The sequence below is a fragment of the Pseudoxanthomonas suwonensis genome (genome assembly GCF_000972865.1).
GTDB classification, from domain to species: Bacteria; Pseudomonadota; Gammaproteobacteria; order Xanthomonadales; family Xanthomonadaceae; genus Pseudoxanthomonas; species Pseudoxanthomonas suwonensis_B.
Map to the genome: position 1 here is coordinate 883,181 of NZ_CP011144.1, position 13,143 is coordinate 896,323.

The window sequence follows — 13,143 nt, forward strand, 5'->3', positions numbered from 1 at the left end:
GTCCATGACTCGCATCAGTGGCAGGGGCGGCAGGATTCGAACCTGCGGATGCCGGGATCAAAACCCGGTGCCTTGGACCTCTTGGCGACGCCCCTGTGTCAATCCGGTCGCGGGCGCGCCAACGCATCCCGCAATGGCGAATCCGACACGCCGGCCGCGACCCAGGCATTCCACTGCCGCGGCAACCGCGCCAGTGCATCCTGCGCCACGTCCGGGTCGGCGAACTCGACGAAGCATCCGCTGCCGGTGCCGGTCAGGCGCGGCAGCCCGATCCGCGCCAATCCGGCGAACACGGCCTCGATGGCCGGTTCGCGGCGGCGCAGGACCGGCTCGAACGCATTGTCGAGCACCGTTCCGGCAGCGAAGTCGGCTATTTTCGCGGGCGGGGAATCCCGCGTCAAATCCGGGGACTGGAACAGCGCGGCGGTCGGCACGTGGATCCCGGGGTCGACCAGGACGTACCAGGCCGGCGGCAGGTCGACCGGCTGCAGGCGCTCGCCCACCCCTTCGGCCCAGGCGCTGCGGCCGCGCACGAACACCGGTACGTCCGCGCCGAGCCGCACGCCCAATGCGGCCAGCCGGCCCTCGCCCAGCCCCAGCCCCCAGAGCCGGTCCAGGGCGCACAGCACGGTGGCCGCATCGGACGAGCCACCACCGAAGCCGCCGCCGGCCGGAATGCGCTTTTCGACGTGGATGTCGACACCTTGAGCGCAGTTGGCCTCGTTTTTCAGGAGAGCCGCCGCGCGCACCGCCAGGTCGGCCGGGTCGTCGACCCCGGGCAGGCGGTCGCCCTGGCGCACGATCCGGCCATCGGCGCGCACCCGCAGCCGGATCCGGTCGCCCCAGTCCAGCAGGCGGAACACGGTCTGCAGTTCGTGGTAGCCGTCGGCGCGGCGGCCGGTGATGCGCAGGAACAGGTTCAGCTTGGCCGGCGCCGGCCACTCGCTCCAGCCCACACTCACGGCGCCGCTTCCCAGCGGTCGACCACCAGGCGGACCCGGGCGCCGTCGCGGCTGGCCTGCAGCCGGCGCGGCATTTCCGGCCAGCCGTCCGCCGCCGGCTGCCATTCCTGGTAGTCCACGGTCCAGCCGTCGGCGACCAGCCGCCGCAGCCGCCCGTCGTCGCCGAATTCCTGCCCGGCGCCGGCCGGCGCCGGCAGCCCGCGCACCCACCAGGCCATGGCCTCGACCGGGATCGGCCAGCCGGTGGCCTGCCACAGCAGGGCCTCGGCATCGGGACCCGAGTACGGGCCGCCCTCCAGGCCTTCCAGGGTGGCCCCGCCCGGCTCACCGGACAGCCGCCAGCTCTGCCGGGTTACCGGCGCGCCGAGCGAGACGCGGTAAGCCGGCCCCTGCTGCTGCCAGTCCAGGCGGCCGCTGCCGCCCTTGTCGCCGACGCTGACCGCGATCCGGCCCTGCATCGACCAGGCCGGGATCACCTCCAGCCGTTGCTGGCGTTCCTGCTGGCGGGCCTGGGCCTCGGCGGCGTCGACCGCCGGCGCCGGCGGCCGCACCGGCGCGGAGGTGCAGGCGGCGAGCAGGACCGTGGCCAGCGCCGCGCCGGCCAGGCGGAAGCGGCGGCTCACCGGGCCGGCTCCGGCTCGGGGACCGGCGGCGGCAGGGTCACCTGCAGCTTGTCCAGCGCGCGGCGCAGCGAGCGGTTGTCCGGGTCGAGCCGGCGCGACTCCTCGAAGTAGCGCCTGGCCTCTTCCCGGCGGCCCAGCACCCACAACACCTCGCCGACGTGCGCGCCGATCTCTGGGTCCTTCAGCATGCCCCAGGCACGGCGCAACTCGACCAGCGCCTCCTCGTTGCGGCCCAGCCGGTACAGGACCCAGCCATAGCTGTCGACGATGGCGGCGTTGTCCGGCTCGGCGGTGCGGGCACGGTCGATCAGCTCCAGCGCCTCCTGGTAGCGGTGGGTGCGGTCGGCCAGGGTGTAGCCGAGCGCGTTGAGCGCGGCCACGTTCTCCGGCTCGGCGACCAGCACCTTGCGCAGGTCGGCCTCGGTGCGGTCGATCCGGTCCTGCCGCTCCCAGGCCAGCGCGCGCGCGTACAGCAGCGCCGAATCGTCGGGATACGCGGCCAGGCCGCGGCCGAGCGCCTCGATCTCGCCGCCGGTATCGCCGGCGCGCTGCCGCAGTTCGCCTTCCAGCAGGTAGGCGTTGCGGCGCGCCTCGTCGTCGCTGCCGGCATCGTTCTGCAAGGCGTGGGCCTCGGCATAGGCCTCGGCCACCTTCCCCTGCTCGTACAGCGCCGCGGCGATGCGGATCCGGGCCTCGGCCCGCTGCGGCCCGCCGGGCACGCCGCGGTACCAGTCCACCGCCTCGGCCGGACGCTTGAGGAACTCGGCGATCCGCCCGAGCAGCATGCGCCGGGCCGGGTCGGGCCGGCCGCCGTCCGCGGCGGAAAGCTCGTCGTAGAGCGTCGCCAGCGTCGGGCCGTCGTCGCCTCGGGCCAGCAGCGAGGCGCGGATCCCGTAGCTCTGGGTGTCCTGCAGCCCCAGCGCCATGACCCGCGCGGCGGCGGCGAAGTCGCCCAGCGATTCGTAGGCGGCCGCGAGCATGCCGCGGACCTCCGGATCGGCGGCCGCGCGCGGTTCGGCCACGGCCAGCATCGCCCGCGCCCGGTCGGTCTGCCCGGCCTGGTGCAGCTGGCCGGCGCGCAGCACCGCCACCCGCGGTTCGTCGGGGAAGCGCCTGACCATCTCGTCGATGATGCGCGCGGACAGCTTCGGCGCATCCAGGCGCAGCGACAGCCGCCCGAACTCCTGCCAGGCCTGCAGCTGTTCCGGGATCGCGCCGCGGTCGACCAGGTCGCCCAGGACCCGCGCGACCACGTCCGGGTCGCGGCCACCGGCCAGCGCCACCAGCGCGAAGCGCCAGGCGCGCGGATCCGGCGTGGCCAGGATCCGCAGCAGTTCGCGGCGTGCCTGGCGCACCTGGCCCTGGCGCAGGGCCAGCGAGGCGGTGGCCGTCTGCAGCGCCAGCGAATCGGGGGCGCGCTGGCGCCAGAGCTTCAGCGCCTGCCCGGCGCGCGCGTCGTCGTTGGCGAGCATGGCGATGCGCGTGGCCCGCTCGGCCAGCAGCACGTCGCCCTCGGCCGCCCGCGCCGCCTCCAGGTACCAGCGCGCGGCATCGGCCAGCTGGCCGGCCTGGAAGGCGTATTCGCCGGCCATCAGCTGTTCGAGCGGGACCGCGGCGGGGACCGGCGGCGCGGCGGGTGCGGCGGTGGCGGGGCCAGCGGCGGACAGGGCCAGCAGCAGCCAGGGCAGCCGGCTCGGGCGACGGGAATGCGGACGCGGGCGTCCGGATGCGGCGACGGAAAGCTCAGGTTCGGGCATTGGCACCCACCGGGCCGTAAAATGGCGGCCCAAACAAGCCAGCAGATTATCGCAAGCACCTGAACATGACGCTGTGGCTCCTCGGCCTCAACCACCAGACCGCGCCGGTCGACCTGCGCGAACGGGTGGCGTTTGCCGGCGAAACGGCAGGCCAGGCGCTGGCCGCGCTGCGCGCCCTGCCGGAAGTCTCCGAGGCCGCGCTGCTGTCGACCTGCAACCGCACCGAGGTCTATGCGGTCGCCTCCGACGGCGAGGCGCTGGCGGCCTGGCTGGACGGCCACGCCCAGGGCCTGGGCGCCTACCTGTACCTGCACCGCGACGCCGACGCCGTGCGCCACCTGTTCCGGGTCGCCACCGGGCTGGACTCGATGGTGCTGGGCGAGCCGCAGATCCTGGGCCAGGTGAAGGACGCCTGGTCGCTGGCGCGCCAGCACGGCGCCCTCGGCGGGCGCCTGGACCGGCTGTTCCAGCAGACCTTCGCGGTGGCCAAGCGCGCCCGCACCGACACCCGGATCGGCGCCAACCCGGTGTCGGTCGCCTCCACCGCGGTGCGCCTGGCGCAGGACTCCTTTGCCCGCCTGCCCGATTCCACCGTGCTGCTGGTCGGCGCCGGCGAGACCATCGAACTGGCCGCCCGCCACCTGGCCAAGGGCGGCGTGGGCCGGCTGCTGGTCGCCAACCGCACCCTCGCCCACGCCCAGGACCTGGCCAGCCGCCACGGCGGCTACGCCCTGCCGCTGGCCGAGCTGGACCGCCACCTGGCCGAGGCCGACGTGGTGTTCTCGGCCACCGCCAGCCGCGAGCCGGTGCTGCGCCAGACCCAGGTCGAGGCCGCGCTGGCCGCCCGCCGGCGCAAGCCGGTGCTGCTGTTCGACCTGGCCGTGCCTCGCGACATCGAGCCGGGCGTGGCCGGCCTGTCCGACGCCTACCTCTATACCGTCGACGACCTCGAGCGCGCGGTCGAGGACAATCGCCGCAGCCGCCACGAAGCCGCCGAGGCGGCCGAGGCGATCATCGACCTGCAGGTCGCCCGTTACATGGAGACCCTGCGCGCCGGCGAGCGCCAGGACACGCTCAAGCGCCTGCGAGCGCTGGGCGACAGCACCCGCGACGAACTCCTGGCCCGCGCCCGCCAGCAGCTGGCCGGCGGCCGCGAACCGGACGAAGTGCTGCAGCTCCTCGCCCACACCCTGACCAACCGCCTGCTGCACCCGCCGACTGCCGCGCTGCGCGAGGCCGCGCTCAGCGGCGACGCCGAGCTGGCGCGCGCGGCCGAGCGCCTGTTCCCGGAAAAGGCGCCCTACACCCACCCCCACCTCCCTCCGCCGCGACTGCCCGATGACCCCGAGCCTGCGCCGTAAGCTGGAAGCGCTGGCCGAGCGCCGCGAAGAACTCGAACGCCTGCTCGCCGACCCCGGCGTGGTCGCCGACAACGCGCGCTTCCGCGACCTGTCGCGCGAATTCGCCCAGTTGGAGCCGGTCGCCGCCGCGCTGGCCGCCGAAGCGAAAGCCAAGGCCGACCTCGCCTCGGCCGAGGCGATGCGCGACGACCCGGAGCTGGCCGAGCTGGCCGGCGAGGAGATCACCGCCGCGCGCGAACGGCTGGAATTCCTGGACGGCGAGCTGGCCCTGCTGCTGGTGCCGAAGGACCCGCGCGACGACGGCAACCTGTTCCTGGAGGTGCGCGCCGGCACCGGCGGCGACGAGGCGGCGCTGTTCGCCGGCGACCTGTTCCGGATGTACGCGCGCTACGCCGAGCGCCAGGGCTGGAAGGTCGAGGTCGAGTCGGAGAACCCGGGCGAACACGGCGGGCACAAGGAGATCGTGGCCCGCATCGTCGGCCGCGGCGCCTATTCGCGGCTGAAGTTCGAGTCCGGCACCCATCGCGTACAGCGGGTGCCGGCGACCGAGTCGCAGGGCCGCATCCACACCTCGGCGGCGACCGTGGCGATCATCCCCGAGGCCGACGAGATCGAGGAGATCGCGATCAACCCGGCTGACCTGAAGGTCGACACCTTCCGCTCCTCCGGCGCCGGCGGCCAGCATGTCAACAAGACCGATTCGGCGATCCGCATCACCCACCTGCCGACCGGCGTGGTGGTGGAGAGCCAGACCGAGCGCAGCCAGCACGCCAACCGCGACAAGGCGATGAAGCGGCTGAAGGCGCAGCTGCTCGACGCCGAGCGCGGCCGGCAGCAGGCCGCGCAGGCCGAGTCGCGGCGGCTGCAGGTCGGCAGCGGCGACCGCAGCCAGCGCATCCGCACCTACAACTTCCCGCAGGGCCGGATCACCGACCACCGGGTCGAGGGCCTGACCCTGTACGACCTGCCGGACATCCTCGAAGGCGACCTCGACCCACTGGTCACCCGCCTGCAACAGGAACACCAGGCCGACGAACTGGCGCGGCTGACGGCGGAGTGAGTTTTGCGCTCGGGCTGTGTTTGGTGTTCGGGCGTGAAAGGCACCAGCCTGAGCAACAGCAACAGCAACAGCTAAGCTGAAGCGCCTGCTTTGGAGGGGTCCGCCGTGCCCAGGGGGTCTGGCGCATCGCTCCGCTGCGGCGTCCTGCCTCCGAGTCGCGACCGCAGCACATCCCTGTGCTGCTTGCGCCAGACCCCCTGGGCACGACGGCCTCGGGAGCTTTGGGGGCGTGGCTTCGATCAGACGAGCAACAACAAAGGCACCCCTCCCCGGCCCTCCCCTTCGCCTGCGGCGAAAGGGAGGGGGCAAACCCGCGAAGGCGCCGCTCTCTGTAGGAGCGGGCATCACCGCGACCCGACGCCGTCGGCCCAGGCGACGCCCTCCTGATTGCAACGCCCGTGTCGCGGTGATGCCCGCTCCTACAAAAGCCGTGCGCTGGTCGTCGCCGGTGAACGAAGCCACGACCCCAAAGCTCCCCGAAGACGTGGCGGGCCGGGAGTATTGCGGCAGCGGCCATGGATGGCCGCGTCGGCGAGTCGGCACAGGGATGTGCCGTCGAGACGACCGCAATACTCCCGGCCTGCCGCGGCTCAGACCGAAGCCGACCACACCCGGCGCTCTTGCCGTTGCCGTTGCCGTTGCCGTTGCCGTTGCCGTTGCCGTTGCCGTTGCCGTTGCCGTTGCCGTTGCCGTTGCCGTTGCCGGTCCAGCATCTCCCCGTCGCCGGGTATAGGCTATGCCCATGACCGCCGGCTCCGACTTCATCCCGCTCGACGTCTGCGTGCTGACCGTGTCGGACACGCGCACCGCCGACAACGACACCTCCGGCGACTGGCTCGCCGCGGCGCTGGCCGAGGCCGGCCACCGCGTCCACGCCCGCGCCCTGCTGCCCGACGACCGCTACCGCCTGCGCGCGACCGTGTCGCAGTGGATCGCCGACCCGCAGGTCGACGGCATCCTCGTCACCGGCGGCACCGGCTTCACCGGCCGCGACTCCACCCCCGAAGCGCTGCTGCCGCTGCTCGACAAGCAGATGCCCGGCTTCGGCGAACTGTTCCGCGCGGTCAGTGTCGAGGAGATCGGCACCTCCTCGCTGCAGTCGCGCGCCTTCGCCGGCCTGGCCAACGCCACCTTCCTGTTCGCCCTGCCCGGCTCCACCTCGGCCTGCCGCACGGCCTGGGAGAAGATCATCCGGCACCAGCTCGACGCCCGCACCAGACCCTGCAACCTCGCCACGCTGCGCCCGCGGCTGCGCGAATAGGACCGAGGACACCGGCATGGCCGACAGCGGTGACGCGCGCAAGCGCGGCAAGCCCAAGGCGCTGCGCAAGGGCGACTACAAGGACCTGGTCGCCCCCATGCAGCTGGAGCTCACCCGCATGGCCGAATGGCTGCAGGCCACCGGCCTGCGCCTGGTGGTCCTGTTCGAGGGCCGCGACACCGCCGGCAAGGGCGGCGCGATCAAGGCCCTGTCCGAACACCTCAACCCGCGCCAGTGCCGCGTCACGGCGCTGCCGCGGCCGACCGAGCGCGAGACCACCCAGTGGTACTTCCAGCGCTACGTCGCCCACCTGCCCGCGGCCGGCGAGATGACCCTGTTCGACCGCAGCTGGTACAACCGCGCCGGGGTCGAGCGGGTGATGGGTTACTGCACCCACACCGAGTACACCGCGTTCCTGCACCAGGCGCCGCAGTTCGAGCGGATGCTGGTCGACGACGGCATCCTCCTGTTCAAGTACTGGCTGTGCGTGGACCAGGTCGAACAGGAGAAGCGCTTCGCCGAGCGCCACGAGAACCCGCTCAAGGGCTGGAAGCTCTCGCCCGTGGACCTGGAGGCGCGCCGACGCTACCCCGAGTACACCCGCGCCCGCGAGGAGATGCTCGCCGCCACCCACACCCCGCATGCACCGTGGACCCTGGTGGACTTCAACGACCAGCGCCGCGGCCGGCTGACCCTGATCCGCGACCTGCTCGACCGCCTGCCCGACGTGACGGTGCCCAACGACCGGCCCGCACTGACCCCGCTGCGCGGCAAGCCCAGGCGTGAGCGCTACGGCGTGCTCGAACCGATCCCGGCGTACGCGCCCCGCGGCGACGGCTGACTTCAGCCGATCGCGAACCCCGCCGGCACCGCGCCGGCGTCCGGCGCCGGCAGCCGCTCCAGCGCCTCGACCCGCGCCCGCGGCGGTCCCTGCCGCAGCCAGTCCTCCAGTTCCGCCAGCGCCTGCGGCGCTCCCGCCGCGACGACCTCGACCGCGCCGTCTTCGCGGTTGACCGCGCTGCCATCCAGGCCCAGCCGCAGCGCCTGCTCGCGGGCAGAGGCGCGGAAGAACACGCCCTGCACCCGGCCGCTCACCCGCCAGCGCAGCGCCTGGCGCGCGGCACCGCTCATTCGATCCGGCCGCCGCCGGCCTTCACCGCGTTCTCGATGTCGTACGCGGTGACCGGGCCGAGGAAATGCCGGGCGACCGTGCCGTCGGGCGCCAGCAGGTAGGTGGTGGGCAGCCCGCGCGGGGTGGCGAAGTCCTGCGGCGGGCTCATCGGATCGAGGATCACGATCGGATACGACACCGGGCGCTCCTGCAGGAACGCGCGCATCTCCTCCACGGTGATGTCCTCGTAGGCCAGCCCGACCACCTCGATCTGCTGGCGCATGGTGTGCAGCGCCGCCAGTTCGGGCATCTCCTTGATGCACGGCTTGCACCAGGTGGCCCAGAAGTTCACCACCACCCAGCGGCCGCGGTGCGCGGCCAGATCGTAGAGCGTGCCGTCGACCGCCGTGGCGGCGAAGCGCGGCACTTCGGCGGTGCGTTCGACCACGCCCGGTTGCGCCAGCGGCGGCTCGGGTTGTGCTGGCGTCTGTTCCGCGGGCACGGCGGCGGGCTCGGGCACCGGCGCCTGTTCCTGGCGGCACGCCGGCAAGGCCAGCAGCAGGATGGACAGGCACAGGATCGGAAGGCGCATGGTCAGGCTCCGGTTCGTTCATCGGTCTGCGGGAAGAGGTCGCCGACGCGGCGCTTGAGCGCGTCGCGCAACGGCAGCCGCAGGTCGTCGAGCACGGCGTGCACGGCCACCCCCAGCGCGTCGTCGCGGCAGGGTAGCCAGGCCTCGTCGACCGGCACGCGCAGTTGGCAGGCTTCGTAGAGCTCGGCCAGGGTCAGGCTGTCCAGGTCGCGCGCCAACAGCCACTCGCCCTGCTCGTCGCGGCGCACCAGGCGGATCGCGTCGAGCCGGGTCAGGAACTCCTGCAGCAGCGAGTCGGTGAGCATCGGCTCCAGCGCCAGCATCTGCTCGGTGTGCAGGCCGCGGCCATCGCGCCGCGCCTGCTGGAAGCGGCCGATCAGGCGCAGCAGCGCGTAGCCCTCGTAGCCCGGCGGCAGCCGCATCGAGGCCGGCTGGTAGCGGAACGCGGCCATCGACGAGGCCAGCGATGCGCCCAGCAGGATCGCCACCCAGCCCAGGAAGATCCACAGCATCAGCACCGGGATGAAGGCCATCGCGCCGTACAGCCGCTGGTAGCCCTCGAAGCTGCCCAGGTACAGGCTCAGCGCCGCCTTCACCGCCTCCAGCAGCACCACCGCCAGTACCGCGCCGGCGAACGCGTGCCGCCACTTCACCGTGTGGTGCGGCACCACCCGGTAGGCCAACAGCACCACCGCCAGCTCGATCAGCACCGGGGTCATGCCCAGGCTCAGGTCGGCCAGCCACTGGCCCTGCGGCGTCTCGACGAACAGCGGCAGGGCGAAGAAGCGCGCGGACACCGACAGCGACGCGGCTGCCAGGAGCGCGCCCAGGGTCAGCACCGTCCAGTACACCAGGTAGCGCGACAGGCGCGGCCGCGTGGTGGCCACCCGCCAGATCCGGTTGAAGGTCGACTCCACGCTGTTGAGCGTGACCAGCAACGAGATCACCAGCGCGACGACGCCGGCGGCGGTGAGCTGCTTGACGTTCTCGGTGAGCTTGTCCAGCCGCTCCTCGATCGCCTGCGCCGCGCTGGGCACGAAGTTGGAGAGCACGTAGTCGATCAGCTGGCCGCTCAGCGACTGGAACACCGGGAACGCCGACAGTACGCCCAGCACCACCACCGCCAGCGGCACCAGCGCGAAGGCGGTGGTGTAGGCCAGCGAGGCGGCGGCCTGGAACAGGTCGTCGTCGAGGAAGCGCCGCCACAGGAAACGGGCGAACGTGGCCGCGCGCGCGCGGTCGCCCACGCGTTCGCGCCAGCCTGCGGTGATCCGGGCGATCGCCATCCACGCAAGCCTACCCGATGCGCGGCACCGGCCGCATGGCCGGCCCGATGGTTGATACTGGGCGCCCCTTGCACCGACATGGCAGCCCGATGCCGGAGATCCTGGTCCTGTACTACAGCCGCGGCGGCTCGGTCGCGCGCCTGGCGCGGCACATCGCGCGCGGCGTGGAGGAAGTGCCCGGCATGCAGGCGCGCCTGCGCACGGTGCCGCCGGTGGCGGCGGTGACCCAGCAGGCCGCGCCGCCGGTACCGGAGGACGGCGCGCCCTACGTGCAGGCCGCCGACCTGGCCGAATGCGCCGGCCTGGCGCTGGGCAGTCCGACCCGCTTCGGCAACATGGCCGCGCCGGTGAAGCACTTCATCGACGGCCTCGGCGCCGAATGGGCCAGCGGCACCCTGGTCGGCAAGCCGGCGGCGGTGTTCACCTCCACCGCCACCCAGCACGGCGGCCAGGAATCGACCCTGCTGTCGATGCACGTGCCGTTGCTGCACCACGGCTGCCTGATCGTTGGCATTCCCTTCACCGAGCCGCTGCTGAGCAGCACCCGCGGCGGCGGCACACCCTACGGCGCCAGCCACGTCGCCGGCGCGCAGGACGACCCGCAGCCGACCGACGAGGAGGCGACGCTGGCGCGCGCGCTCGGCCGGCGCCTGGCCGACATCGCCTCGAGGCTGGCGCGCTGATGGCCGGGCCCACTTCACCGCGCCTGACCGGTGCCGCGCTACTGGCGCTGGCGGCGCTCTACGCGCTCTGGTTCCACGACGACCGCCATGCCGTGGCGGCGCTGCTGGTGTTCGCACTGCCGCCGCTGCTGCTGGCCGTGCCGGCCTGGCGCGGCGGCCGCCGCGCGGCGTTCTGGGCCGGGGTACTGGCGCTGTTCTGGTTCAGCCACGGGGTGATGGTCGCCTGGACCCGCCCCGGCGAACTGCTGTTCGCCTGGCTGGAGATCCTGCTCTCGCTGCTGGTGATCGGCGCGAGCAGCTGGCCGGGCCTGCGCGCCCGCTTCGGTTCGCGCCGCGGCTGAACGGCCCGCGTGGCCGCGGGCGGCCCGGATGCCGCTGCGCGTCCCGTCGCCGACCCGCCATCGCCGATAATGGCCGCACTCCGCGGCGCGCGGCCTTTTTCACCCGCGCCCCCCTCTTCTTTCAACCCGGCGCCCGACGCCGGGCACAGGGCACCGACATGGAAGAACTGCTGATCGTCACCACCGGCGGCACCATCGACAAGATCTACTTCGACGACAAGTCCGACTACCAGATCGGCGAGCCGCAGATCGGCACGATCCTGCGCGAGCTGGGCGTGAGCTTCCGCTTCAGCGTGATCCCGATCCTGCGCAAGGACTCGCTGCACATCACCGACGAGGACCGCGAGCTGGTCCGCGCCACCATCGCCGCCCAGCCGACCCGCCACGTGCTGGTCACCCATGGCACCGACAGCATGGTCCAGACCGGCCTGGTGCTGAAGTCGATCGCGGACAAGACCATCGTCATGACCGGCGCGCTGAGCCCGGCGCGGTTCCGTGGTTCGGACGCCGAGTTCAACATCGGCTGCGCGATCGGCGCGGTGCAGTCGCTGCCGCACGGCGTGTACATCGCCATGAACGGGCTGGTCTGGGATCCGGCGAAGGTGCGCAAGAATGTGGCGGCGAACCGGTTCGAAGCGGTCTGAGCGCCCGTCGTCCCGGCGCACGCCGGGACCCAGTGACTTTCGCGCACGCAGGCAAGTCCGCGCGCTCGGATGGAGCAAAAGCAAAGACGCTGGGTCCCGGCTAGATCAGCCATTCGGCTGCTGTGAAGCGTTTCGCCGGGACGACGGGAGATTGAGGTGGCATGCGGGGAATCGGCGCGCCGATTTCCGGAGCCGGCAGGCCGGCGAGCGTCGCCGCCCTCAGAACATCCCGGTTTCCAGCCGCGCGGCCTCGGACATCATGTGCCGGCCCCACGGCGGGTCGAACACCAGCTCCACATCGGCCTCGGCGATGGTCGGGATCTGCTCGAGCTTGCTGCGCACGTCGTCGACCAGGATCTCGCCCATGCCGCAACCGGGCGCGGTCAGGGTCATCTTCACCTCGACCATACGCCGGCCGTCCTCGCACGGCTTGAGGCTGGCCTCGTACACCAGCCCCAGATCGACGATGTTGAACGGGATCTCCGGGTCGAAGCAGGTGCGCAGCTGGCGCCAGACCATCGCCTCGACTTCCTCGTCGCCGGCACCGGCCGGCAACTCCAGCTCCGGCGGCGGCTCCTTGCCGATCGCGTCCGCGTCCTTGCCGGCGATCCGGAACAGGTTGCCCTCGACGAACACCGTGTAACTGCCGCCCAGGCCCTGGGTGATGTAGCCGACGCTGCCGGCCGGCAGGGTCACGGCCTCGCCCTGCGGCACCATGACGGCGGCGCAGTCGCGCTCGAAACGGACGGGTTCACTGCTGCGGGAGTACATGCGGTCGATATGGGGCGCGCTGGCCGCACATGCAAGCCGCTGCCGGGAAGGACAAGGCGGGCATTCTAGCCGATGCGGGCAACGCGTATCCTTGGCGCCCCTGCCCGGACGCCCCGATGCCGCCCGCCCCGAACGCCCAGCCACCCGCCACTCACCGCGCCCCGCGCTGGCTGTGGCCGTTCATGCTCCTGCTGGGCAGCGCGACGATGGTCGTGGCGTGGAGCTCGCTGGCCCTGGCCACCGGCCGCCAGCACGGCTGGCTTGCGCTGCTGGCGGCGCTGGAGGCGGCCTGGATGCTGCGCCTGGGCGGCATGCCGGCCGGCTGGCCGCGGCGCCTGCTGGCCGCGGCCACCACCGTGGCCATGGCCGTGGCCGTGCAGTGGTTCGTGGTGGCCGGCCACATCGGCGGGCAGATGGGCATGGCGCCGTGGGAAGCGGCGCCGAAGATGGGTGCGTTCCACGTCTGGATCCTGGCCCGGCTGGCCAACACCTGGTTCGATGTGCTCTGCCTGGCACTGGCCCCGCTGCTGGCGCTGCGGGCCGCGCGCTAGGTCGCCCCGCTGCGGGCGTGGCCTGGCCCCGCTTCTGTAGGAGCCGGGTTCAGCCGGCGACGCGACGCCTCGGCACAGGCGACACCTTCATGGTTCCGACGCCCGTGTCGCCCACTGAAGTGGGCTCCTACAAGGGGAGC

General features: G+C 72.7%; 15 protein-coding genes and 1 tRNA gene. 8 read left to right on the forward strand and 8 right to left on the reverse strand.

Annotated features, from left to right (window positions below):
- Window positions 1-18 precede the first annotated feature (18 nt).
- The 4 genes from WQ53_RS03860 to WQ53_RS03875 form a co-directional block, all read right to left on the reverse strand.
- Window positions 19-95: transfer RNA gene (locus tag WQ53_RS03860), tRNA-Gln, on the reverse strand.
- A gap of 3 nt (window positions 96-98) precedes the next feature.
- On the reverse strand, window positions 99-962 hold the full coding sequence (ispE, locus tag WQ53_RS03865) for a 4-(cytidine 5'-diphospho)-2-C-methyl-D-erythritol kinase (RefSeq protein ID WP_236685900.1): 864 nt from the start codon (window positions 960-962) through the stop codon (window positions 99-101).
- Window positions 959-1,585 carry a lipoprotein insertase outer membrane protein LolB gene (gene lolB / locus WQ53_RS03870; RefSeq protein WP_052630580.1) on the reverse strand — a complete coding sequence of 209 codons (627 nt, stop codon included), beginning with the start codon at window positions 1,583-1,585 and terminating at the stop codon, window positions 959-961. The genes ispE and lolB overlap by 4 nt, the downstream gene beginning before the upstream one ends.
- Window positions 1,582-3,342 carry a tetratricopeptide repeat protein gene (locus WQ53_RS03875; protein WP_052630583.1) on the reverse strand — a complete coding sequence of 587 codons (1,761 nt, stop codon included), beginning with the start codon at window positions 3,340-3,342 and terminating at the stop codon, window positions 1,582-1,584. The genes lolB and WQ53_RS03875 overlap by 4 nt, the downstream gene beginning before the upstream one ends.
- Window positions 3,343-3,407: 65 nt before the next feature.
- On the opposite strand from WQ53_RS03875, the gene hemA reads away from it, so the two are divergent.
- From hemA to ppk2, 4 genes are all read left to right on the forward strand, one after another.
- A complete protein-coding gene (gene hemA / locus WQ53_RS03880; RefSeq protein ID WP_052630585.1) occupies window positions 3,408-4,703 on the forward strand; it encodes a glutamyl-tRNA reductase in 1,296 nt (431 codons plus the stop codon).
- The gene (prfA, locus tag WQ53_RS03885) at window positions 4,681-5,763 is read left to right on the forward strand and encodes a peptide chain release factor 1 (protein WP_052630587.1); all 1,083 of its coding nucleotides are present in this window, start codon (window positions 4,681-4,683) and stop codon (window positions 5,761-5,763) included. The genes hemA and prfA overlap by 23 nt, the downstream gene beginning before the upstream one ends.
- A gap of 742 nt (window positions 5,764-6,505) precedes the next feature.
- Complete coding sequence (gene moaB / locus WQ53_RS03890; RefSeq protein ID WP_052630589.1) at window positions 6,506-7,024, forward strand: molybdenum cofactor biosynthesis protein B; 519 nt, start codon at window positions 6,506-6,508, stop codon at window positions 7,022-7,024.
- Window positions 7,025-7,040: 16 nt separating this feature from the next.
- Entirely contained in the window at window positions 7,041-7,865 is an 825-nt protein-coding gene (gene ppk2, locus WQ53_RS03895; RefSeq protein WP_052630591.1) for a polyphosphate kinase 2, read from the forward strand.
- A 2-nt stretch (window positions 7,866-7,867) separates the two neighbouring features.
- Here the strand turns inward: ppk2 and WQ53_RS03900 are convergent, their stop codons facing one another.
- The 3 genes from WQ53_RS03900 to WQ53_RS03910 are packed head-to-tail and all read right to left on the reverse strand — an operon-like array spanning window position 7,868 to window position 10,013.
- Window positions 7,868-8,155, reverse strand: coding sequence for an acylphosphatase (locus WQ53_RS03900; protein WP_052630593.1), 288 nt, complete (start codon window positions 8,153-8,155; stop codon window positions 7,868-7,870).
- On the reverse strand, window positions 8,152-8,733 hold the full coding sequence (locus tag WQ53_RS03905) for a TlpA family protein disulfide reductase (protein WP_052630595.1): 582 nt from the start codon (window positions 8,731-8,733) through the stop codon (window positions 8,152-8,154). Before WQ53_RS03905 ends, WQ53_RS03900 begins: the two co-directional genes overlap by 4 nt.
- Entirely contained in the window at window positions 8,730-10,013 is a 1,284-nt protein-coding gene (locus WQ53_RS03910) for a YihY family inner membrane protein (RefSeq protein ID WP_052630597.1), read from the reverse strand. Before WQ53_RS03910 ends, WQ53_RS03905 begins: the two co-directional genes overlap by 4 nt.
- A gap of 89 nt (window positions 10,014-10,102) precedes the next feature.
- Here WQ53_RS03910 and wrbA point away from each other — a divergent pair, with 89 nt between their 5' ends.
- The 3 genes from wrbA (at window position 10,103) to WQ53_RS03925 (ending at window position 11,681) form a co-directional block, all read left to right on the forward strand.
- Complete coding sequence (gene wrbA, locus WQ53_RS03915; protein WP_052630599.1) at window positions 10,103-10,696, forward strand: NAD(P)H:quinone oxidoreductase; 594 nt, start codon at window positions 10,103-10,105, stop codon at window positions 10,694-10,696.
- A complete protein-coding gene (locus WQ53_RS03920; protein ID WP_052630601.1) occupies window positions 10,696-11,037 on the forward strand; it encodes a DUF2069 domain-containing protein in 342 nt (113 codons plus the stop codon). The genes wrbA and WQ53_RS03920 overlap by 1 nt, the downstream gene beginning before the upstream one ends.
- 158 nt (window positions 11,038-11,195) lie before the next feature.
- Complete coding sequence (locus WQ53_RS03925; protein WP_052630603.1) at window positions 11,196-11,681, forward strand: asparaginase domain-containing protein; 486 nt, start codon at window positions 11,196-11,198, stop codon at window positions 11,679-11,681.
- A gap of 219 nt (window positions 11,682-11,900) precedes the next feature.
- Here WQ53_RS03925 and sufT read toward each other — a convergent pair whose 3' ends face one another.
- Window positions 11,901-12,452: a putative Fe-S cluster assembly protein SufT gene (gene sufT / locus WQ53_RS03930; RefSeq protein WP_052630605.1), complete on the reverse strand. Its 552-nt coding sequence runs from the start codon at window positions 12,450-12,452 to the stop codon at window positions 11,901-11,903.
- Between the two features lie 116 nt (window positions 12,453-12,568).
- Here sufT and WQ53_RS03935 point away from each other — a divergent pair, with 116 nt between their 5' ends.
- The gene (locus tag WQ53_RS03935) at window positions 12,569-13,003 is read left to right on the forward strand and encodes a hypothetical protein (RefSeq protein ID WP_052630607.1); all 435 of its coding nucleotides are present in this window, start codon (window positions 12,569-12,571) and stop codon (window positions 13,001-13,003) included.
- Window positions 13,004-13,143 lie beyond the last annotated feature (140 nt).

Excerpts from the sequence above, each read along its gene's own strand:
- WQ53_RS03875 (WP_052630583.1), bottom strand. The coding sequence starts at position 3,342 with ATGCCCGAACCTGAGCTTTCCGTCGCCGCATCCGGACGCCCGCGTCCG.
- hemA (WP_052630585.1), top strand. The coding sequence starts at position 3,408 with ATGACGCTGTGGCTCCTCGGCCTCAACCACCAGACCGCGCCGGTCGAC.
- prfA (WP_052630587.1), top strand. The coding sequence starts at position 4,681 with ATGACCCCGAGCCTGCGCCGTAAGCTGGAAGCGCTGGCCGAGCGCCGC.
- moaB (WP_052630589.1), top strand. The coding sequence starts at position 6,506 with ATGACCGCCGGCTCCGACTTCATCCCGCTCGACGTCTGCGTGCTGACC.
- ppk2 (WP_052630591.1), top strand. The coding sequence starts at position 7,041 with ATGGCCGACAGCGGTGACGCGCGCAAGCGCGGCAAGCCCAAGGCGCTG.
- WQ53_RS03900 (WP_052630593.1), bottom strand. The coding sequence starts at position 8,155 with ATGAGCGGTGCCGCGCGCCAGGCGCTGCGCTGGCGGGTGAGCGGCCGG.
- WQ53_RS03910 (WP_052630597.1), bottom strand. The coding sequence starts at position 10,013 with ATGGCGATCGCCCGGATCACCGCAGGCTGGCGCGAACGCGTGGGCGAC.
- wrbA (WP_052630599.1), top strand. The coding sequence starts at position 10,103 with ATGCCGGAGATCCTGGTCCTGTACTACAGCCGCGGCGGCTCGGTCGCG.
- WQ53_RS03920 (WP_052630601.1), top strand. The coding sequence starts at position 10,696 with ATGGCCGGGCCCACTTCACCGCGCCTGACCGGTGCCGCGCTACTGGCG.
- WQ53_RS03925 (WP_052630603.1), top strand. The coding sequence starts at position 11,196 with ATGGAAGAACTGCTGATCGTCACCACCGGCGGCACCATCGACAAGATC.
- sufT (WP_052630605.1), bottom strand. The coding sequence starts at position 12,452 with ATGTACTCCCGCAGCAGTGAACCCGTCCGTTTCGAGCGCGACTGCGCC.
- WQ53_RS03935 (WP_052630607.1), top strand. The coding sequence starts at position 12,569 with ATGCCGCCCGCCCCGAACGCCCAGCCACCCGCCACTCACCGCGCCCCG.